This is a genomic window from Niallia circulans (assembly GCF_003726095.1).
Taxonomy (GTDB): Bacteria; Bacillota; Bacilli; order Bacillales; family Cytobacillaceae; genus Niallia; species Niallia circulans_A.
This window is the reverse complement of record NZ_CP026031.1, coordinates 1,367,229-1,387,279: the sequence shown is the minus strand read 5'-3', so window position 1 is coordinate 1,387,279 and position 20,051 is coordinate 1,367,229. Positions and strand designations below refer to the sequence as shown.

17 protein-coding genes and 1 pseudogene are annotated in these 20,051 nt (G+C 35.7%); 10 read left to right on the top strand and 8 right to left on the bottom strand.

Translation table 11 applies throughout. The features are described 5' to 3' along the window. Positions 1 to 84 precede the first annotated feature (84 nt). The 4 genes from C2I06_RS06510 to C2I06_RS06495 all read left to right on the top strand — a co-directional run bounded on the left by C2I06_RS06510 (position 85) and on the right by C2I06_RS06495 (position 3,263). Entirely contained in the window at positions 85 to 798 is a 714-nt protein-coding gene (locus tag C2I06_RS06510; protein ID WP_123257715.1) for an ABC transporter ATP-binding protein, read from the top strand. Continuing rightward, positions 791 to 1,951, top strand: a complete 1,161-nt coding sequence (locus C2I06_RS06505) for an ABC transporter permease (RefSeq protein ID WP_164463635.1) — start codon at positions 791 to 793, stop codon at positions 1,949 to 1,951. The genes C2I06_RS06510 and C2I06_RS06505 overlap by 8 nt, the downstream gene beginning before the upstream one ends. 30 nt (positions 1,952 to 1,981) lie before the next feature. Then, on the top strand, positions 1,982 to 2,599 hold the full coding sequence (locus C2I06_RS06500; RefSeq protein WP_095328860.1) for an NUDIX hydrolase: 618 nt from the start codon (positions 1,982 to 1,984) through the stop codon (positions 2,597 to 2,599). Positions 2,600 to 2,693: 94 nt separating this feature from the next. Continuing rightward, positions 2,694 to 3,263 carry a nitroreductase family protein gene (locus tag C2I06_RS06495; protein ID WP_095328859.1) on the top strand — a complete coding sequence of 190 codons (570 nt, stop codon included), beginning with the start codon at positions 2,694 to 2,696 and terminating at the stop codon, positions 3,261 to 3,263. A gap of 44 nt (positions 3,264 to 3,307) precedes the next feature. Here the strand turns inward: C2I06_RS06495 and C2I06_RS06490 are convergent, their stop codons facing one another. After that, the gene (locus tag C2I06_RS06490) at positions 3,308 to 4,372 is read right to left on the bottom strand and encodes a DmpA family aminopeptidase (RefSeq protein ID WP_095328858.1); all 1,065 of its coding nucleotides are present in this window, start codon (positions 4,370 to 4,372) and stop codon (positions 3,308 to 3,310) included. A gap of 157 nt (positions 4,373 to 4,529) precedes the next feature. On the opposite strand from C2I06_RS06490, the gene C2I06_RS06485 reads away from it, so the two are divergent. The 3 genes from C2I06_RS06485 (at position 4,530) to murA (ending at position 7,452) form a co-directional block, all read left to right on the top strand. Further along, positions 4,530 to 5,129, top strand: a complete 600-nt coding sequence (locus C2I06_RS06485; protein WP_095328857.1) for a DJ-1/PfpI family protein — start codon at positions 4,530 to 4,532, stop codon at positions 5,127 to 5,129. Positions 5,130 to 5,297: 168 nt separating this feature from the next. Next, positions 5,298 to 6,113: a DeoR/GlpR family DNA-binding transcription regulator gene (locus C2I06_RS06480; protein WP_235850207.1), complete on the top strand. Its 816-nt coding sequence runs from the start codon at positions 5,298 to 5,300 to the stop codon at positions 6,111 to 6,113. 28 nt (positions 6,114 to 6,141) lie between these two features. Next, positions 6,142 to 7,452 (top strand): UDP-N-acetylglucosamine 1-carboxyvinyltransferase, encoded by a 1,311-nt coding sequence (gene murA / locus C2I06_RS06475; RefSeq protein WP_095328856.1) that lies wholly within the window; start codon positions 6,142 to 6,144, stop codon positions 7,450 to 7,452. A 591-nt stretch (positions 7,453 to 8,043) separates the two neighbouring features. Here the strand turns inward: murA and C2I06_RS06470 are convergent. Then, positions 8,044 to 8,931: a sulfite exporter TauE/SafE family protein gene (locus C2I06_RS06470; protein ID WP_095328855.1), complete on the bottom strand. Its 888-nt coding sequence runs from the start codon at positions 8,929 to 8,931 to the stop codon at positions 8,044 to 8,046. A 113-nt stretch (positions 8,932 to 9,044) separates the two neighbouring features. Here C2I06_RS06470 and C2I06_RS06465 point away from each other — a divergent pair, with 113 nt between their 5' ends. Then, the gene (locus C2I06_RS06465; protein WP_095328854.1) at positions 9,045 to 9,941 is read left to right on the top strand and encodes a LysR family transcriptional regulator; all 897 of its coding nucleotides are present in this window, start codon (positions 9,045 to 9,047) and stop codon (positions 9,939 to 9,941) included. A 217-nt stretch (positions 9,942 to 10,158) separates the two neighbouring features. On the opposite strand, the gene C2I06_RS25930 is transcribed toward C2I06_RS06465, so the two are convergent. The 3 genes and pseudogenes from C2I06_RS25930 to C2I06_RS06455 all read right to left on the bottom strand — a co-directional run bounded on the left by C2I06_RS25930 (position 10,159) and on the right by C2I06_RS06455 (position 14,370). Next, a complete protein-coding gene (locus tag C2I06_RS25930; protein ID WP_338134287.1) occupies positions 10,159 to 10,401 on the bottom strand; it encodes a GH36 C-terminal domain-containing protein in 243 nt (80 codons plus the stop codon). 108 nt (positions 10,402 to 10,509) lie between these two features. Beyond that, positions 10,510 to 12,368 (bottom strand): annotated as a pseudogene (locus tag C2I06_RS06460) (alpha-galactosidase); the annotation flags it as partial. 55 nt (positions 12,369 to 12,423) lie between these two features. Next, entirely contained in the window at positions 12,424 to 14,370 is a 1,947-nt protein-coding gene (locus C2I06_RS06455; RefSeq protein WP_123257713.1) for a sucrose-specific PTS transporter subunit IIBC, read from the bottom strand. A 221-nt stretch (positions 14,371 to 14,591) separates the two neighbouring features. On the opposite strand from C2I06_RS06455, the gene C2I06_RS06450 reads away from it, so the two are divergent. Beyond that, the gene (locus tag C2I06_RS06450) at positions 14,592 to 16,073 is read left to right on the top strand and encodes a sucrose-6-phosphate hydrolase (protein ID WP_095328851.1); all 1,482 of its coding nucleotides are present in this window, start codon (positions 14,592 to 14,594) and stop codon (positions 16,071 to 16,073) included. Positions 16,074 to 16,079: 6 nt separating this feature from the next. Continuing rightward, positions 16,080 to 17,057 (top strand): LacI family DNA-binding transcriptional regulator, encoded by a 978-nt coding sequence (locus C2I06_RS06445; RefSeq protein WP_123257712.1) that lies wholly within the window; start codon positions 16,080 to 16,082, stop codon positions 17,055 to 17,057. A gap of 174 nt (positions 17,058 to 17,231) precedes the next feature. Here the strand turns inward: C2I06_RS06445 and C2I06_RS06440 are convergent, their stop codons facing one another. The 3 genes from C2I06_RS06440 to C2I06_RS06430 form a co-directional block, all read right to left on the bottom strand. Next, positions 17,232 to 18,128 carry an NAD(P)/FAD-dependent oxidoreductase gene (locus tag C2I06_RS06440; RefSeq protein WP_123257711.1) on the bottom strand — a complete coding sequence of 299 codons (897 nt, stop codon included), beginning with the start codon at positions 18,126 to 18,128 and terminating at the stop codon, positions 17,232 to 17,234. A 93-nt stretch (positions 18,129 to 18,221) separates the two neighbouring features. Beyond that, positions 18,222 to 18,638: an RrF2 family transcriptional regulator gene (locus C2I06_RS06435; protein WP_123257710.1), complete on the bottom strand. Its 417-nt coding sequence runs from the start codon at positions 18,636 to 18,638 to the stop codon at positions 18,222 to 18,224. 123 nt (positions 18,639 to 18,761) lie between these two features. Then, positions 18,762 to 20,018 carry a polysaccharide deacetylase family protein gene (locus C2I06_RS06430; protein ID WP_123257709.1) on the bottom strand — a complete coding sequence of 419 codons (1,257 nt, stop codon included), beginning with the start codon at positions 20,016 to 20,018 and terminating at the stop codon, positions 18,762 to 18,764. Positions 20,019 to 20,051 lie beyond the last annotated feature (33 nt).

Sequence of the window (20,051 nt, the reverse complement as noted above, 5' to 3'; positions counted from 1 at the left end):
TATCTCCAAAAATTTTTTCTAATTTAGAAACTTTCTTACAGATTTGTCCGTATGAAAGAAGAACGTGATAGGGAGGGTGTGTAAATGTCTCTTTTAGAAGTAAAGATTCAATCAGCTGGATATGAGCAAAAGAAAGAAATTATTAGAGAAATTAATTTTACTATTGAAAAAGGAGAATTGGTTGGTTTAATTGGGCCAAATGGTGCTGGCAAAAGTACGACAATCAAAAGTTTATTAGGTTTAATCGAACATTTAGAAGGAACGGTTTCCTACATAGATGGCATAACTTATTCCTATTTACCAGAACGACCTATTTTCTATGATGAATTAACATTATGGGAACACCTAGACTTTGTTGCAGCAGTAGAGGGGTTAGAAGAAAAGGAATATAAGCAAAAGGCTAATGAATTGCTAAATGTGTACAAGTTAGCGGAACACGCGCATGAAAACCCAACTAAATATTCAAAGGGAATGCAGCAGAAAGCGATGCTTATACTTGCGATGATTACAAATCCATCCTTATATATTATTGATGAACCGTTTATGGGACTTGACCCAAATGCCATGAAGCTTTTTCTCGGATCGATGGAAATAGAGCAAAAACATGGTGCTGGCATATTAATGTCTACCCATGTATTAGATACAGCAGAAAAGATTTGTGATCGATTTCTTATGATCCATAATGGCCAGCTAGTGGCAAAAGGAACATTAGAGGAGATAAGGGAGCAATGTCAGTTGCCCGCTGGATCTTTGTATGATTGTTTTCATTTGTTAGCAGAGGATCATGGTAATGAATAGTAGAAAGTTGTTTTTTTCACGTTTAATTAGGAATTGGCACTATCAATGGAAAGTGCTTCGATCGATTGCTGATTGGACGGTAATTGTATATATCTTAGTCCCTCTAGGTGTTTTCTGTGTAGCTATCTATCGTTCTTGGTGGCTGGAGATACCTGTCTGGATACATAAGATCCCTTTTATTGTTCCTTTTTTCTGCCTTTACTTTCTGGCATGGATTGGCAATATCAGAACCCTTATTGTGGAAGCTGATAAAGTATTTTTAGTCAAACAGCTTCATTTGATTGGAAGGTTAAAAGCACTGAGCTATTTCTATTCTCTGTTCTTTCAAACAATGGTGCTTTCAGCAGGCTTCTTATGCTTACTACCATTTTTACTCCATTATTATTTGTTAAATTGGTCAGTAATCCTTGTCTTATTTGTCTATTTCACTGCTTTACAATCTTGCTTCATGTTATGGAAGTACCATATCCGAAAAATAGGTTCTATGTGGGCAAAAAGCTTGCTGGTGGTTTTCTTGTTTCTTGTATTTAATTGGTTTAGTCAATGGATTTATCATATAGTGGATATGGGAATGACTATTCCAGTATATGCTCTGTCACTAATTATCCTCTTGTTGTCGATCTTCTTTAGTTTGACAGCTTTACAAAAGATCGCATCTATTGATCTCCATATTGAATTAGAGCAAGAGCGTAAAACTAGTATCGTTCAGGCCATCTATTTAGCAGCTCCTGAAATAGAAAAGCCGGTCATTATGAGAAGAAAGAAACCGCGTATTTTCAAAAACTCTAAACGGATCTTTCAAAATCGCACACCAGTTAACGGCTTTATCGAATTATTTATTAAGATAGTTATACGTAATTCTAGTTATTTATATGGGTATTTGATGTTAATTAATAGCACAACCGGTGCCATGATTATAGTACCGCCCCTATGGTTAAAGATTCTTATTTTTGTAGGGTTTTCTATTATCATGAATGGGTGGCTTACGACCCTATGGAATAAAGTGTGCCACTACCATCCGTTGATGAAAAAATATATGGAAAGTGATGCTTATTTTTCAGCAAGGAAAAAAGCTGTAAGAGGTATGCTAAGCTTTGCGTTAGTGCTGGTACTTTTTTTAACTTGTGTTTTTGGTTTTATCATTGGAAGGTAAGTCAAAGCAATTTGTAAAGGAGGTCATTAGATGGAACCGAAATGGTTACAATGGGCGAAACAGCTGCAAGCAATCGCCCAAGCCGGATTAACCTATTCAAAGGATACTTTTGATTTGGAAAGGTTTGAAGATATCAGAAAGATCAGCTTAGAAATTATGTCGGAATATACCAAGGTGAATGAAACAAGAATTCGTGATCTTTTTGCAAATGAAACAGGGTATGCTACGCCGAAAGTAGATATTAGGGCAGTAGTTTTTCAAGGTACTAAAATACTAATGGTGAAAGAGAAGACAGATAATTCCTGGGCCTTGCCAGGAGGTTGGGGCGATATTGGCTTAACTCCAGCTGAAGTCGCAGTAAAAGAAGTACAAGAAGAATCAGGATTTAAGGTGAAAGCAGTAAAATTAATTGCGGTTATGGATAAGAAATGCCACCCGCATCCTCCATCTCCTTACCATGTATATAAAATGTTCATCCAGTGTGAGATTGTAGGAGGAGAGGCGCAGGAAGGAGTAGAAACTAGCTCTGTCGGTTTTTTTGCAAAAGAGGATCTCCCGCCTTTATCCATTCCAAGAAATACAGAATCACAAATATTACTAGCTTTTAAACATATGGCTAATCCGTTGGAGCCTGTTTATTTTGATTGATTCTTTCTATTCTTTAGAATCAATTAGTTGAATTGCCATTTTTTTATAATTAAAATGGAATAGAAGTGAAATAAATTTTGAGGGTGGAATATTTATGAAGGAAAATGAAATACATACATTTCGTCAAGCAGACCACGAGATTGATCCTATTTTTTTAAATCGTTGGTCACCCCGTTCTTTTTTAGATAAAGAAGTTTCTGAAGAAGTCTTAATGCGCCTGTTTGAGGCTGCTCGCTGGGCGCCTTCTGCAAATAATTTGCAGCCATGGCGTTTTATTATTGCTCGAACGGTAGAGGAACGATCATTATTTCATTCTTTTATTTTTGAAAGAAATTTAGAGTGGTGTAAAAATGCACCGGTATTAGCAGTGCTTATTTCGGATAAACAAAATGGGATGCATGCCTTTGACAGCGGAACTGCATGGGGATTCTTATCCTTGCAGGCTATAAAAGAAGGTTTAAAAACACATGCTATTGGTGGATTTGATAAAGCAAAAGCTCGTGAAGTATTAAACATTCCAGAAGAATTTGATATTCAAGTAACTATTGCCATTGGTTATCAAGGGGATAAAGAAGCGTTGCCGGAAGATTTTCAAGCAAGAGAAATTCCGTCTAGCCGCCGTCCGTTAGAGGAATCGATTTTGCAAGGTAAATATAAAAAATAAATAAGGAAAACAGACGCTTTGTATCATACAGGCGTCTGTTTTTTCTAATGTAAACAAATATTATGTTCGCTTAATAAATCTATAAGAGCAGGTCGTTCATTCCCGTCTCGTCCAATTACATGGGTTGCAGTTATCAAGGAATTTAGCACAGCTTCTTCTGTAGCTTCTCCAACGGCTCTAAATGCAACATCGATATCCTCTTCATGAATGGTTGAAATAGGGACACTGGAATAAGGATTTTCATGTGGAATTTTTGTTGCCGTAGAAAAACCAATGACTACTTCACCGCTTCCAGTTGTAATAATCGAACCTGTTCGTGATAATCCTGTTACTGCGCGCTTAATAATTCGATTTAATTGTCTTTCCGAAACGGGAAGATCAGTAGCTACGATGATGATGACAGAGCCCTTATCTTTATCTTCATTTGCTTGTGTAAGCTTTTTTTTGAGCTGTTGTCCGATTGGATTCCCTGCTATTACTAGATCACTCAGCGTACCAAAGTTGGTCAGAGCCAGTACTCCTATTGTATAGCTACCATGTTCCATATGTATTATTCGGGAAGAGGTTCCAATTCCACCTTTTAAAGAATAGCACAGCATGCCGCGGCCAGCACCAACTGATCCTTCATCAAATTCCGCAGAAGCATTAGCGATTGCCCCGAAAACATGGTCTTTCTTAATCTTTCTTGCTCTCACATCATTAAGAAACATATCGTTACACTCACACACAATGGGATTAACAGTACCTGTTGTTCGACCAATATCCTCGTTATGCTCTAGCATATATTCAATTAATGCATCAGCTGTCACACCGATACTTAATGTATTGGTTAAAAGAATAGGTGTTTCAATTGTTCCTAATTCTGTTATTTGCATTAAACCCATTGTTTTACCAAACCCATTAATTACATGGCTTGCAGCGATTACCTTTTCTTTAAATATATTGCCTGGATGGGGCATTATTGCGGTAACACCTGTCTGAGTGTCCCTATTATTTAAAGTAGCATGGCCAACTGTGACACCTTCTACATCTGTAATGGCGTTTCTTTTACCTGTTTCTAATTTTCCAATTGTTATTCCATAATCTCGAAGCCTCTTTTGTCCATTCACTTAAAAAAACCGCCTCTCCTTTTTATTATTTTTATTTTTTCAAAAATCAGTCAGTTAATCAAGTTTAAGATAATTTATCTCTCTATGATGAAATTCTTAAGTATAATAATAATAAGTAACTAGCTAGAATATGGCTTTAACGAAGGAGAGAGATAAAATGCAAACCGACCAATGGAAAATAGGGATATTTCTATTCAATGATGTGGAGGTATTAGATTTTGCTGGCCCGTTTGAAGTGTTTTCTGTTACAGCAAGAGAGGATGGGTCTAAACCGTTTATCGTGCAGACTATTTCGGAAACGGGACAAATGATTCGAGCGAGAAATGGATTAAAGGTATATCCGGATTATAGTTTCCAAACAATGCCTAAGTTCGATCTTTTAATCATCCCAGGGGGACTAGGTGCAAGAGAACGAGAAGTACATAATAAAACGGTGATTAATTGGATTAAGGAACAAATGGGAGAGGTTCAATGGATGGCTTCTGTATGTACGGGAGCGTTATTGCTTGCTGAAGCAGGGCTGCTTGATGGATTGAACGCGACAACACATTGGGCGAGCCTCACAAGGCTTAAGGAGGAATACCCACAAGTGAATGTGGTAAAGAAGGTGAAGTTTGTCGATGAAGGGCGCATTATTACTTCAGGTGGCATCTCGGCAGGTATTAATATGTCCTTTCATCTTGTCAAACGTTTAGCGGGTGTGAAAATAGCGAAAGAAACAGCAAAAAGAATGGAATATGATGTGGAACTTTCATAAAAAACTGCTTATATAGCAATTTTTTTATGAAACGAAAGATGAGAAATAAACTAACAAGAAAAAACAATTGTAGAACAGATGTTCTGTGGTGGTAAAAAAGGCATAATACGGAATGAAACAGAAGGAAAACGAAAAAATATTTGACAAAACTTAATGAAACGGAATAAGATGAATTTAGATTTTAATGGGAAAGGGAATAGTATGCTAGCGGAGGAAAGAAGAAAATTAATTTTAGAAATAATTTCTAGAGATGGGAAAGTTATTGCTAAAGATCTAGCAAGTAAATTTGAGATGTCTCTTGATTCCATTAGAAGAGACTTAACAATCATGGAAGAACAAGGGTTGCTGCAAAAAACATATGGTGGTGCCATTCTCTCTGAACCAATACCTAAAGTAAGAACAATGCCGCCGCCGTCATCTATTCGATATGGAACGGCTGCCCAACACGAAAATGCTATTTCAAAATTAGCAGTATCATTTATTAAAGAAAATGATACGGTTTTTATTGGAGGAGCAGGTATCCATTATGGAATGGTAAAATATTTGCCAACTGATTTCCCTTATACAATCGTTACAAATTCATTGAAAATTGCCGACCTTATTAGAATGAAAGAAAACATAAGTTCTTATTTAATCGGAGGGAAATTAAGAGGAGCTTCATCAAGCAGTATAATTGATTGTATTGCAATGGAAATGATGCGCAAATTTTCCTTAGACATTTGTTTTTTAACTGGTGGAGGAATTAATGCCAAAGGTATAAGTACCTCTACTCCTGAAGCAGCTGCATTTGCTCAGACAGTTGCCAGTGTTGCTCAAAAAGTGGTCTGTTTAGCACCCCATGAAAAAATCGGTCGTGAAATGTTTATGCAATCCGTACCAATCGAAGAAATTGATATCCTTCTAACAGATCTTGGTGCACCGCAAAAAACGATTGATGAAATGAAAAAGAAACAACTAAAAATAAAATTTGCTGATTTACGTTGATTAGATAGATTGGAATAGGAGATTTAAAATGAGATGGATGAATATAGAGGGACCTTCTAAACTAGAAGGATCCTTATCAGTACCAGGTTCGAAAAATAGTTCTTTGGCAATTCTAGCTGCTGCATGCTTAGCTAGTGAGCCTGTAACATTAAAGAACATCCCAAACATTGCTGATTTCAAAGTACTTCGTCAAATTGGAGAAGAAATAGGATGTATCATGGAGCGAGATAGCCGCGGGGATGTTTATATTGACCCGACTAAAATATATAATCCGATAATTGAACCTGAAAAGTCAAGGAAGTTTAGAACAGCTTATTATTTCATTGGAGCATTACTTGCTAAATTCGGAAAAGTATCACTTGGCTATCCTGGCGGGGATGATTTTGTAAGCAGACCAATTGATCAGCATATAAAGGCGTTTGAGAAAATGGGCGCAACTTTTACTTTTCATGAAGATTATTATGTGGTGGAGGCCAAAAAATTAAAAGGGGCAACAATCTATTTTGATACGATTACATCAGGTGCCACTATTAATAGCATGCTAGCAGCTGTATTAGCTGAGGGAGAAACAATTTTATTAAATGCTGCAAGAGATCCAGAAGTAACAGATACGGCATTATTTTTGAATAAAATGGGTGCGAGAATTAAAGGTGCTGGTACGGATACAATCAAAATTAAAGGTATAAAAAGCTTGAATGGTTGTAGTTATACCGTAATTCCTGACAGGCTAATTGCTGGAGCTTTCCTGATTTCATCAGGGATTACAGGTGGAACGATTACAGTGAATGATATTATCCCAGAACACCTAACATCTTGTCTCACGAAACTGGAAGAGATCGGTGTCGGTTTGGAAATAAAAGAGAATAATATTACGTCTTTTCTAGATGGTAGTTTAAAAGCATCGAGGGTAAGAACTGCTATGTTCCCTGGATTTCCAACGGATTTGCAACAGCCATTAACCGTTTTGTTAACACAAGCACAAGGGAAAAGTATACTTCGCGAAACTGTTTATCCGAACCGATTTAATCATGTATACCAATTAAACAAAATGGGTGCATCTATTGAAGTATCAAATGGGATTGCCCATATAAAAGGAAAGTCAGCTTTACACGGAGCCTTAGTGCATGCTTCAGATGTCCGTGCAGGTATTTGTCTAATGTTAGCTGGAGTAATAGCAGAAGGGACGACAACAATTACTGGAATTGAACATATTGAACGAGGATATGATGAGGCAGTTGCAGCTTTTAACAGCCTTGGTGCGAAAGTCTCTTTACATCATTCTGATGAAATTACAAATGATCTATTAATGATGCAAGAATTCGAAAAAATAATGAGATAGATAATATATTTTTCCTAAATTGATAGATAACTAGGGGAGAATTAACTGACCAAAAAACCAAAGATGTTCTTTGTATAGACGTCTTTGGTTTTTTGAATGATTTTAGCTATAATATATTTCAACTTGCAGTATAAAGACATTTCATCCTTTTAAAAGTATAGAATATTTATCAATATACGTGAGTGGCGGATTTATGATTTTTTATAGATCAAAAAAAACTAGTTTTAATCGTTTTTTTTGACGAAAGATGAAATTAATTTTTAGTAGTTTTCAATGAAAAATTATATAGAGCATATAAAAAACTAATAATAATTTTTAATAAGCTAACTAAATAAATTTCAAATGTCCATATAGATACGATGCAGTTAGTTAATAATAGATTGTAAGAGATAACAATTTTTTAATTTTGTCTCACTATCTAGAGTATACTTTGGAATGAGATGTGATTTATTAAAATTTTAATCACTGTGTATAATATATATTATGTAAACTAGAATAAAAAATAATTAAAGTCCTTATAATCCAATTAGTAATCATTCCCCTTTTTTTACGATAAAGATGATCCTAATAAAGAATCATCTTTATTAAATATTAAATAATTTTAACAATCATTTGTACCATCAATGCACTTATGATAATTAACAAAAGAGTTTTTGCTGCTTTTTGAGAAACTTTTGGCAATACGAGCAATCCAATTTGTGATCCAATAATGGAACCAACTGCCATGCAAATGGCATAATACCAATTAATAAAACCGTTCTGGTAATAAATAATAAATCCTCCCATACAGCTGCCAAGAATAATAACTCTTGTCATTTGCACAGCTTTCATATAGGTGAAATTACTTTTTAAATAAAATAAAATACTAAATGTGGCGGATCCTGGTCCAAATCCCCCATCATATGCTGCAATAAAGAAAGGAATGTATAATCTTTTCTTTATTGTTTTTTGTTGTTTTTGCTTTTTATCTTGTTGTATAGTAGCAGTCCATTGTTTATTTTTCATTGTCACTATTAAGGCAAAACAAAGTAATGCAAATGCAATGATATTCATCGTTTCTTCCTGTATATTAGTAGTTACTAGTGCTCCCCCTATTCCACCTAAAACAGCGATTAGGATAGTAATTAATAGAAAGTGGACACTTAGCTGTTTATTTCTTATTAAATAGAAAACACTAGAAAGTGCCGCAATTCCTGAGGAAAACTTATTTGTAGCGATACTTGTTTGAATAGGAATACCTGTTAACATCATACCAGGAACGGTAATTAAGCCACCCCCTCCTGCTAATGTTCCAATAAAAGAAGCTCCTAAGCCAATTAGCATTAATGTAAAAAGTTGATAATTCCCCTCCCTTCTTCCTAAAAATGCTGTTGTTAGTCCGATTGATACTAGTATGATTAGAATAATACAGAAAAAGATTTTTTGACGTTTTATTTGTATTTGTTGTTCGCTTTCTTCTTTTATCATTGGTAAGTTCATGATTATAGGCTCCTTTTTACCATTTCTAATAAAAAGGTTATATAATTATAATAGATAAGTCTAATATATATTTCTTGTGTATATATAAATAATATTTATAGGAGTGAAGATTAGTGAACCTTCATGCTCTGCGTATATTTATCACCGTTGCCTCTGCAAAAAGTGTTACAGATGCAGCAAGAGTTCTTTCTATTAGTCAGCCTGCGGTAACTATGCAAATCCGAAATTTAGAAAAAGAAACAGGATTGACATTAATTGAGTCAGCGGGAAGAGGAATTAAATTAACAAAGGAAGGAGATTTTTTATATAAGCAAGGGGAACGTTTATTTGATTTAGAAAGAGATATTGAGGGGAAAATAAACAAACTGAAAGCTGGAATACTAGATAATATCAAAATAGCATCCACGCATTTACCGGCTAATTTTTTATTACCATCTCTATTAGCAAAATTGAAAATAGATAATCCTTTACTCCATATAGAGTTATATAGTGGTAATTCAAACGAAGCGATTGAGAAATTACTCCGCTATAAAGTAGATTTAGCACTTGTTGTAAAAGAACGGTGGGAGCAACCGGAATTGCATGTCACACACATAATGGATGTTGATTTTTGGTTCATCGTGCCGCGAAAGCATAAATTTGCTGGTGAAGAAGTTTCGTTTTCACAGTTGGTTCAAGAGCCTTTTTTAGTAAGAGAAAATGGAAGCTCAACAAGAGACATGTTATTTTCTTTGTGTAAAATTCATGGTGTGAACCACCCTCCTATTGGATTGCAATTTCATGGCTTAAACGAATCTATTCATTCAGTTATTGCTGGTTATGGAGTCATGTTAGCTCCTTCACTTGCAGTTAAGGAACATGTGCTTCGTAAGGAAGTAGGTGTGGTTAAAGTGAAAGGAGTTGAAATTAAACGGCCGATATTCCTTTGTAGACGCAATGAAAACGTAGAGCTTTCTCCTCTCGTTAATCAATTACTGGATACAATAAGAAATATGGATTATATGAAATAAAATGGGGGTTTTTAGATTTTCAATGAAGTTAAGGATTTTAGCTGTCGTTTTTTAATTCTTATTGTTTTCCAAGGAACGACTGGTGAAATTCGTCTATTTAATCTCACCAGTCCCGCTAATCCTTAGGAAGTCTAAAAGACAAAATCATTAATAGAAAATTAGGGGTTATTCGATATATTACTCCTTATCTTTTATATCCCTCTCTCTATTCAGGTCTCTAATTAATTTGTGTTTCTACTTTCTCAAAGTGATAAATCAATGTTTTGTAATCTTCTTTTACCCGTGGGATGGTTACTCCTGCATAGTTAAGTTCACTGCCGGAATATAGTCTTCCGGTTGCTACATCCTTATAGATTGCAAGATCTTCCAGATAATAAACAGGGAGATAGTTAACTGGCACAGCAGGCCGTGCTATCCCGTTAAAATAAACAACGATCGCTTCTTTTTCATTTTTAAACATCCATGCACTTTCGAAATATTCTCCTGGCGCTTTCAATCGGTAAAATTTTCCGAACTGAAAAAGCTTTCTCTGTTGTTTATAAAAAGATATTTGGTTTTCTATTTCTAGTAGTTCCTCTTCCTCTGCTTCTGTTAAATCTAACTCGTATCCAAGATTGCCACTCATTGCAACCCTTCCCCTTGTTTCAAGTGAAGTGATTCTTCCCACCTGATGGTTAGGTACGCTAGAAACATGTGCTCCCATCATAATCGGAGGATAAAGCAAACTGTAGCCATATTGAATCTTTGTCCTGCATAATGCATCTGTATTATCGCTTGTCCAAGTCTGGGCCATATAACGCATCATTCCAGGGTCAAATCTCCCCCTCCGCTTGAACAATTTTCAAATAGTACATTTGGAAATTGATTCACTAATGTATCTAGGATTCGATATAAGCCTAGTATATATCGATGGGAAATCTCTCCTTGCTGATCTATAGGAAAAGAGGTACTGCCAATATCGGTTATATGTCGGTTCATATCCCATTTAATATAATCAATTTTGCCTGTTACTAAATATTCCGATAATACGCTTATTAAAAAGTCTTGTACTTCTGCATTAGATAAATCTAGGACTAACTGTCTTCTTCCTTCTATGGGCTTATATCCATGGGTATGGATAATCCAGTCTGGGTGTGCTTTAAATAGCTCACTATTGGGGGAAGTCATTTCTGGTTCGAACCATAAACCAAACTTCATTCCTTTATTTTTCACCATCTCAGCTAAACCAGCTATTCCGTTTGGCAGTTTATCTTTGTTCTCGATCCAATCACCAAGTGAGGAAGTATCGTCATTTCGGTTTCCGAACCAGCCATCATCTAATACAAACATTTCTATGCCTATTTGTGCTGCTGTCTCCGCTAATTTCCAACTTTTTTCTTCTGATATATCAAAATAATTGGCTTCCCATGTATTCAATACGATTGGCCGTTCTTGATTTCGAAATGACTTAGGGCATAGATATTGTTGATAAAGTGTATGGAAAGTATGACTCATCTCATTTAACCCAAGATTAGAATAAACCATCACAGCTTCTGGGGTATCAAAGCTGCCTCCAGGTGAAAGCTTCCATGAAAATCCTTCCGCATTTATGCCAAGTTGTACACGTGATGAACCATATTGTTCTACTTCAACTTGTGCTTGGAAATTCCCACTATAAATAAGATGGAATGCACGTACTTCTCCGCTGAATTCATCTGTATTCGGATTTAAAAGGGCTAAAAATGGTTGATGCTGCGGACTGCTTGCACCACGAGTACTTTCTATTTTTTGAATTCCGTTATGCAATTTCCTTCTACTTATATTAGCCTCATTTGTGTGAGACCCGTAAAGAGTTAATAAATCAAAAGTAGCTGCCGCGATATCTACTTGAAGACTTCCGGCATTATCAAGGAATACCTCTTGTTCCCCATGATTGAGAAAAGCAACATGTCTTGTTATAACCGGTAGTTGTTCATAAAGATGATAGTAAAGCTTCATTTCCAGCTGCTGAATATCATCATATAGGGTTATAATTAATGTCGTAACATTGGTATCTTCTCCTTCTAATGTAGGTAAACCTTCCAGTGGCTGTTTCCCAGTTATGATATCAAATTTCTTAAAAATAAAATCAGTGCGTGTTTGATTGGTATGCGAACGTATTGTATAATTCGAGATTCGATGATCACCGCTTTGTTGCGTACTTGTTTCCAGAGGGAGTGCATTTAAGCTAAACACTCTCTCCTCAGGAAACGGATTAGTGGCAAAGCCGCGATCTATCATTTGAATCTGAGTGCTTCCATTAAAACTTTCTAGTCTTCTTCCCCAATATCGATGACAGACATATTTATCTTTTTCTATGGAGAGAACATAACTTATTTTCTTGTTTTGTAAATGAAGTGTCTTGCCATCTTTTTCAAGAAATATAGGCAATGAAGTACCTCCTTGCATACGTTTTTCTTTCTATACCAGTCTATTTCACTAATTAAGAATTAAGGGACGAACATTAGTTCCTTTCTGATTGTATTAAGGTTAAAGCTTTCTCTCCTACCTTAATATCTGTATCCTTAATGCTACTAATCTCTAAGTATTCACTAGAATTGGTGATAATCATCATCACAGTAGAATCAAACCCTGCTTCTTTGATTTTCGCCATATCAAATTCTCCTAGCAAATCACCTTTTTTCAACTTTTGACCTTGCTTAATATAGGTTTTAAACCCATCTCCTGCCATTTTTACTGTATCTATACCGATATGCAGAAGAATTTCTGCACCTTTTTCCGATTGAATTCCATATGCGTGGTTAGAATCACTAGTAACTGTCACAACTCCATCAATAGGAGCATAAATCTTCCCTAAACGCGGAATAATGGCAATTCCTTTTCCCATTGTACCAGAAGCGAAAACCGGATCATTTACACTCGTTAAATCAACAGCGTTCCCCTCGACTGGTGCCGCAATCTCTTCACTTAATGCTATTTGTCTATTAATCGTAGAATCTTTTTCTGTTGTTTCAGTACCTTGAGAATTAGTAGATGGAACATTCAATTTTTTTCGTCCATAAAGCATTGTAGCTGCAAAGGCGAGCACAAAACTAATAACAACTCCAATCAAAAACATGGGAATTGCTTTAGGGCTTATAGCGATAAAGCCAATTATTCCGGCAGGACCTAAAGATACATTGCGCACTCCAGTGAATCCCATAAATGCTGCTCCTACACCTGCTGCAACAAGGCCGATAAAAAATGGGAATTTAAGTTTTAAATTAACCCCAAATAATGCTGGCTCTGTTATTCCTAACATAGCTGAGAAAGAAGCTGAGGATGCTAATCCCTTTTGCTTTTGGTTTTTTGATAAGAAGAAGATCGCTAAACATGCCGCTCCTTGTGCTACGTTAGCTGCTGATGCAATTGGAAATAGAAAGCTTCCTCCAGTTTTTGCAATATCCGCTAACAATTGTGTTTCTATCGCTGGGAAGGATTGATGCAAACCTGTTAATACAACTGCAGAGTAGCCCAATCCAAATAAACCATAACCAACTCCACCAAGTGTATCAATTAACCACAGTAATCCATCTGTTAATTGATTGGAAACACCACGTAATAATGGACCAACAAATGCAAATGTGACAAAACCAGTAATAATTACGGAAAACAATGGTGTAAAAGTAAAATCAACTGCATTGTTTAAATGCTTATGAAAGAACTTTTCAAGTGTTGCCAAAATCCAAGCTACTCCAATTACAGGTAAAACTTGTCCTTGATAGCCGGCTTGAGCGATATGTAAGCCGAATACATCCCAATGCGGCATCTGCCCTGAAGCAACAGCTTCTGCTACTCCATAGCCATTTACCAGTTCGGGCATAACAAGCATCATCCCTGCCGCTGCTCCAAGATAAGGATTTCCGCCAAAACGTTTTGTTGCAGAAAAACCAATTAAAATTGGTAAGAAGGCAAATGGTGCAGAGGCCATTAAGTTGACAATTTCTGCGAAGCCTTTAATACCTGGGACCATTTCAACAATAGATTTTGGCCCAAATAAACCCTCTCCTGTTAAGACATTATTTAAAGCCATTAGTAGCCCGCCGGCAACTAAAGCTGGAATTAGCGGAACGAAGATATCGGATAAGAGCTTTACTAATTTCATGACAGGATTCGTTTCTTTTTGTGCCGTTACTTCTTTTAAATCATCTTTTGTTGCTTCCCCAACACCTGTGATGCTAATTAATTCTTTATACACTTCATTTACGTCACCAGGACCAACGATAATTTGAAATTGACCATTCGCTTCAAATGTTCCTTTTAAATCTGGATCATCATCTAAAGCTGCTTGGTCAATTTTTTTTGTTTCTTTTAAAACAAGTCTTAATCTAGTTGCACAGTGTGTAGCAGCAATTAAGTTATCTTCACCCAACGCTTTGGCTACACGTTCAGCTACTTCTCTGTGTTTCATGTAAATTCCCCTTTCTATTAAATCGCTTTCAAATCCTTTTGCACGATTAATTTAACATCGTTTTCATTTTATGTCAAACGTTTATCATAAAATTTTATTTTATTTAGATAAATGTAATAATTGAACTGATAGTAAGTGAGAAAACGTTTGACATATTTTTGAGAACGTTTTAAAATTCCCTTAAGTACACTTATGAACTACAATGAAGGAGTTTTAATTACATGACAGATATTGTTAGCAATTGGACACGAGATCTTAGATATAAACCCTATTCAGAATGGGACATTGACTATAAGAATGCTTTAAATAAATCAGTGGAAAACTCCAAGTGGCGTACCGGATATCATATTGAGCCCAAAACAGGTTTGTTAAATGATCCAAATGGCTTCTCATTCTTCAATGGAAAATGGCAGCTCTTTTTTCAGTACTATCCATTCGGCGCTGTCCATGGTTTAAAAAGCTGGTACCATTTAGAAAGCAAGGATTTAGTACATTGGCAAGAAAATGGGATTGCCCTACAATCGGACAATAATTTTGATTCACATGGGGTTTATTCAGGTTCAGCATATCCCATTGATGAAGACAAGCTCTTCCTCTTTTACACTGGTAATGTTAGGGATAAAGATTGGAATCGTTATAGCTTCCAAAATGGGGCCTTTATGTATAAAGACGGAACCATTCATAAATTTCCTAAACCATTGATTAACCAGCCAAATGAAACAACAGATCATTTTAGAGATCCGCAAATTTTTTGTTATCAAGATCAACTGTATATGATTATTGGTGCCCAAAAACAGTCAGATAAAAAAGGGGCTATCTTTCTCTACAAAGCATTAGAAAATGATATTAAAAATTGGACATTGGTTAGTGAATTAGCATTTTCTGATCAAGAACTTGGCTTTATGATTGAATGTCCGAATCTTATCTTTATTGAGGATGTGCCTGTTCTCTTATTCTGCCCACAAGGCTTATCTAAGAAAATTCAATCCTATGAAAATATTTATCCAAATATGTATACCATTGGAGATACGTTTGACCCTGTTAAGGCGGCGATCACTAAAACTACAAATTTGCAAAATCTTGATGAAGGCTTCGATGTCTATGCAACACAAGCATTTAATGCTCCTGATGGCAGGGCCCTTGCGATTAGCTGGATTGGATTACCGGAAGTTAATTATCCGACAGATCAAGAAGGTTATCAAGGTGTATTAAGTTTAGTGAAGGAACTTACATTACAAGATGGGAAACTGAAACAATATCCAGTAATAGAAACAAAAAAATTGCGGGAAATGGAGACGTCTTTTCATGAGTCATTTGACACGAAGACCAATCGATTTGAACTTGAAGTAATCATACCTGAAAATGAAATTGTGAAAATATTGCTCTTTTCAAATGTGGATAAAACGCGTTATTTAGCCTTTACACTCGATTCGGTAAATGGTAAAGTTTCTGTAGACAGAGAATATGCAGGCGAACGCTTTGCACAAGAATATGGTTTCCAGCGGGAAGCATATGTTTCGAAAAATACAGATATAAAAGTAAATATATTTGCTGATACCTCCGTTTTTGAGTGCTTTGTAAATGAAGGAGAACGAGTTATTACAGGACGTGTTTTTCCAGATGATTCACAAACATTAATTTACCTGCATTCTAAACGTAATGTCAGCGGTACAATATGGAGACTAAATAATCAGAAGAGGTAAATTAAAATGGTTGCAAAATTAACCGATGTAGCCAAATTAGCTGGGGTGAGTCCTACAACGGTCAGCCGTGTTATTAATAAAAAAGGCTATCTATCAGAAAAAACAATTGCTAAGGTTCATGATGCAATGAGAGAGCTTCATTACCAACCAAATAATCTTGCTCGCAGTTTGCAGGGGAAGTCCACAAAGCTAGTGGGATTAATTTTTCCTGCTTTAAATAATGTCTTCTATGCGGAATTGATTGATCATTTAGAACGAGAACTTTTCCGTGCAGGGTATAAAACAATCCAATGTAATAGTGAACATAATTCAGATAAAGAACGAGAGTACATTCAAATGCTCCAAGCAAATCAAGTAGAAGGAATCATTGCAGGTGCGCATAACTTAAACCATGATGATTACACGAATATCAAGGCACCTATTATAAGCTTTGACCGTTTCCTTGCTCCTAATATTCCAATTGTAAGCAGTGACAATTATCAGGGCGGTGTTTTAGCAACACGCTCCTTGCTCAACCATGGTATCCAAAAAATAATCATGTTAACTGGAAGCAATGATGTTAAATCACCAACCTATTTACGAACAAAGGGCTATATAGATGAAATGAACAATGCTGGTTTACAACCAAGAGTATTTTCTATAAATGGAAGCTTTACTCCCTTGAGAAAATCAGTTGAAATCGCTAAAATACTTAAAACAGAGCAGCCAGAGGGAATCTTTTGTTCAGATGATATGAAAGCACTTTTAGTAATAAATGAAGCGGAAAAACTTGGTTTAACACCCCCGCAAGATTTTAAACTAGTTGGATATGATGGGACTTCCTTTATAGAGGATTACTTCCCTAAACTAACTACAGTGAAGCAGCCTCTTGGAGAATTGGCTAAGCTTTGTGTAGAACTTCTTATTCAAAAAATAGACGGAGTAAATGATCAGGAAGACCGCTATGAAATCCCCGTAAAACTAATAAGCGGACAAACAAGTTGATTTTATCCTTGTTTGTCCGCTTATTTTTTCAAGTCTAGAAATCCCCTTCCTTTTCTACTGACTTTTCTCTGAAACAGTTGGCAACTTTATTCTCTAAATTGCCCACTTGGTATTGGTAATGAGAAAGACAAGAATCTAGCTAATGCTGAGTTACATTCTCTTGTTTTTTACTTCTTAAAATTCCTCATTAATTAAGTCAGCTATTACTCCTGAAGCAGCTCTGCTGCCTTGGCTTGCAGCGTTTATTAACTGTGGTGGTGTTAGTAGAGTATTATCTCCACTTGCGTATACTCCTTCTATATTAGTTCGCCCAAGAGCATCGGTTTCCACTCCACCCATCTTATTTAATGTACATCCAAGTGCTTCAGCAAAGGGAACGGCTTGTTGAAGTTCGGCTGTGACAAAGCCTCCTTCTCTATCAACCTCTTCCCCATTTTTAAAGATAATCTTTTGCAATTGTCCCTTATCACCGTACAGCCTGTCTATTTCATGTTCGATTACTTTAATATTTTTGTTATTTAGCATGTCAAGTTGCTCTTTTGTAAGTATCTTCTTGCCGTTTGTGCAAACGATAAGGTTTTTACTCCAATTAAAAAGCAATTTAGTTAAATGAAAAGCATGATCATTTTCTGCCAATACTGCTAAAGCTCGATCTTTAAGTTCCCACCCATCACAAAATGGACAACTATATATGCTTTTTCCATAAAAATGATGCAAGCCAGCAATATCGGGCAGAATATCAATCAGTCCAGTAGATAATATAATTTTCTTTGCCTGATATGATTCATTTTGATCAGTGAAAATGATGAAGTATTTATTTACCTTTTTAATCTCTGTAACTTGTTGGTGTTTAAAGAATACATCGGGATATTTTTTTAATTCTTCTTTCCCAAGTTGCTTAAATTGGGAAGGCTTAATACCGTCTCTTGTTATGAAACCATGGGATTCTTGGGTAACGGAATTTCTAGGTTTATCGTCGTCGAATAAGATCGTTTTCATTCGTGCTCTTCCAAGAACAAGTGATGCATTTAAACCGGCTGGGCCTCCACCTATTACAATACAATCTAACAATACTTTTTCCTCCTCAATAAGAATAACATATATTAAAGACTCTTAATATCCGTAATTAGACTAAAAATAAAGATGAGTTATCACCTTTATGTTTTACTTAGCATTATGTTCAATTTGATTAGCAATATCGCGTATATATTTTTGGCTTAAATGTTCACGCATCTTTGTTTCAGCCTCTAACATGACATTTTCAATTAAGCATTCGCCGTTTTTTCTATCATCATGTTCCAATGAACAGGTAAACAAAGATGTCTTTCCCTCAATAGCTGTAATAACATCTAAAAAAGAAATTTCCTCGGCCTGTTTTATAATACGATAACCGCCATTAACACCTGGTGTTGACTCAATTAAGCCTGCTTTAACAAGTTTGGTTAATATTTTCGATAGATATGTTGGTGATAAATCTTGGATTTTGGCTAATTGATCTACTCCTACCGTTTTCCCTTTTGTTGCAAGGGTTAAATAGACCATTGTGTGTAATGCATAATTCGTTGCTCTTGAATATTTCATCATACTACCTCTTTACGGATATATTAAAGACCTTTAATGTCTATAATTGATTATATAGAAAGAGAGTGAAGAAAACAAGTTTTAGAGGGAATTTCCTTTTATTAAGGAGAACTCCCTTCCTATTTACTGGTATGCCTCTATCCCTAGTAATTCATCCAGTCCGACTATTTGAAAGTCTCTTTCCTGAATAGCTTCAATTATTTTCGGTAATGCCTTTGCTGTTTCTGTTTTTTCTGAATCTGAATGCATTAAAATAATATCGCCGTTTCGCAAATGGTTGGTGACATTTCTAATAATATTGTCTGCCTCCATTTGTGACCAATCAAGTGTATCGATGGACCAAATGATAATAGAATATCCTTTTAGTTCAGCATTTTTCATTAGCGTTTCATTTGTTTCTCCATATGGTGGGCGAATCATTGCAGGTTCTTTTCCAATAAGCGATTGAAGAGCGCTACCTGCTCGTGTTATTTCCTCTAATTGCTGTTCCTTATCTAAAACAGATAAGTCAACATGATGATAGCTATGACTCAAAACTAAATTCCCATTTTTATAAGCATTTTTTACAACTTGCGGATGTTTTTCTGCTTCACTGCCGATAAAGAAAAAATTCCCTTTCACTTTATATTGCTGTAATATTTCAATGATTCTTGGTGTAATGCTATCATCAGGTCCATCATCAAAGGTTAAAGAAATTTTCTTTTCATTCCGCCCATTGAGGTATACATTTGCTTTATTCTCTTGGAATTTCACGATCTCCCTCCTCCAGTTTTGCATCATTTCCCATTGTTTATTGGTAAGTTGATTAGATTCGCCTTGGATAGTTAAGGTATATTCCTCTTGTATACTTCTAGGTTTGTGATAGACAGATAAATGTTCTACCCTATTGGTTTTATTTAATATAATAAACTTAAGCTGAATATCTTCACTAAGGTTATAGACAATTATTTGTTCGCCGTCCCCTATTCTAATTTCTGCTGGGTCCCCTATTTTCTTTTTTAAATCTGATAGAGATAATCTATTTAATCGCTTTTTATTGGAACGAACATCATAAATATCGCCTTTGGCAGTATAGCCAAACACGGTATCCTTTTCCTTATAGATGGCATAGTATCCATCTCCTACTTGATCTGTTTGATCCGGTTCTCCCCATTGGCTAATTACTTGTTCGATGGTACTGGTAAAGACATTAAAGGAACTTGTATCCGTCATGCCTTTTTTTGCAGCTTCTACTAGAACAGTTATAAAGTCAGAAGATAACTGCCAATTCTTTTGTTCTGGATTTATATGACTCTGTTTAAGATTTACTGGGTCTTCTGGTAACGGAGCACTACATGCCACAATGAAAACAGATTGTGATAGTGCGACCAAATAGAGCAAAAGCTTTCTCTTCAGCTTTTTTCACTTCCTTCC

What these genes read in the sequence shown, in the direction of transcription:
- C2I06_RS06500 (WP_095328860.1), top strand. Translation starts at nt 1,982, where the DNA reads ATGGAACCGAAATGGTTACAATGGGCGAAACAGCTGCAAGCAATCGCC.
- C2I06_RS06450 (WP_095328851.1), top strand. Translation starts at nt 14,592, where the DNA reads ATGACAGATATTGTTAGCAATTGGACACGAGATCTTAGATATAAACCC.
- C2I06_RS25930 (WP_338134287.1), bottom strand. Translation starts at nt 10,401, where the DNA reads ATGTTTAAAAATGAAAAAGAAGCGATCGTTGTTTATTTTAACGGGATA.
- C2I06_RS06505 (WP_164463635.1), top strand. Translation starts at nt 791, where the DNA reads ATGAATAGTAGAAAGTTGTTTTTTTCACGTTTAATTAGGAATTGGCAC.
- murA (WP_095328856.1), top strand. Translation starts at nt 6,142, where the DNA reads ATGAGATGGATGAATATAGAGGGACCTTCTAAACTAGAAGGATCCTTA.
- C2I06_RS06470 (WP_095328855.1), bottom strand. Translation starts at nt 8,931, where the DNA reads ATGAACTTACCAATGATAAAAGAAGAAAGCGAACAACAAATACAAATA.
- C2I06_RS06445 (WP_123257712.1), top strand. Translation starts at nt 16,080, where the DNA reads ATGGTTGCAAAATTAACCGATGTAGCCAAATTAGCTGGGGTGAGTCCT.
- C2I06_RS06485 (WP_095328857.1), top strand. Translation starts at nt 4,530, where the DNA reads ATGCAAACCGACCAATGGAAAATAGGGATATTTCTATTCAATGATGTG.
- C2I06_RS06480 (WP_235850207.1), top strand. Translation starts at nt 5,298, where the DNA reads ATGAATTTAGATTTTAATGGGAAAGGGAATAGTATGCTAGCGGAGGAA.
- C2I06_RS06510 (WP_123257715.1), top strand. Translation starts at nt 85, where the DNA reads ATGTCTCTTTTAGAAGTAAAGATTCAATCAGCTGGATATGAGCAAAAG.
- C2I06_RS06495 (WP_095328859.1), top strand. Translation starts at nt 2,694, where the DNA reads ATGAAGGAAAATGAAATACATACATTTCGTCAAGCAGACCACGAGATT.
- C2I06_RS06435 (WP_123257710.1), bottom strand. Translation starts at nt 18,638, where the DNA reads ATGAAATATTCAAGAGCAACGAATTATGCATTACACACAATGGTCTAT.
- C2I06_RS06455 (WP_123257713.1), bottom strand. Translation starts at nt 14,370, where the DNA reads ATGAAACACAGAGAAGTAGCTGAACGTGTAGCCAAAGCGTTGGGTGAA.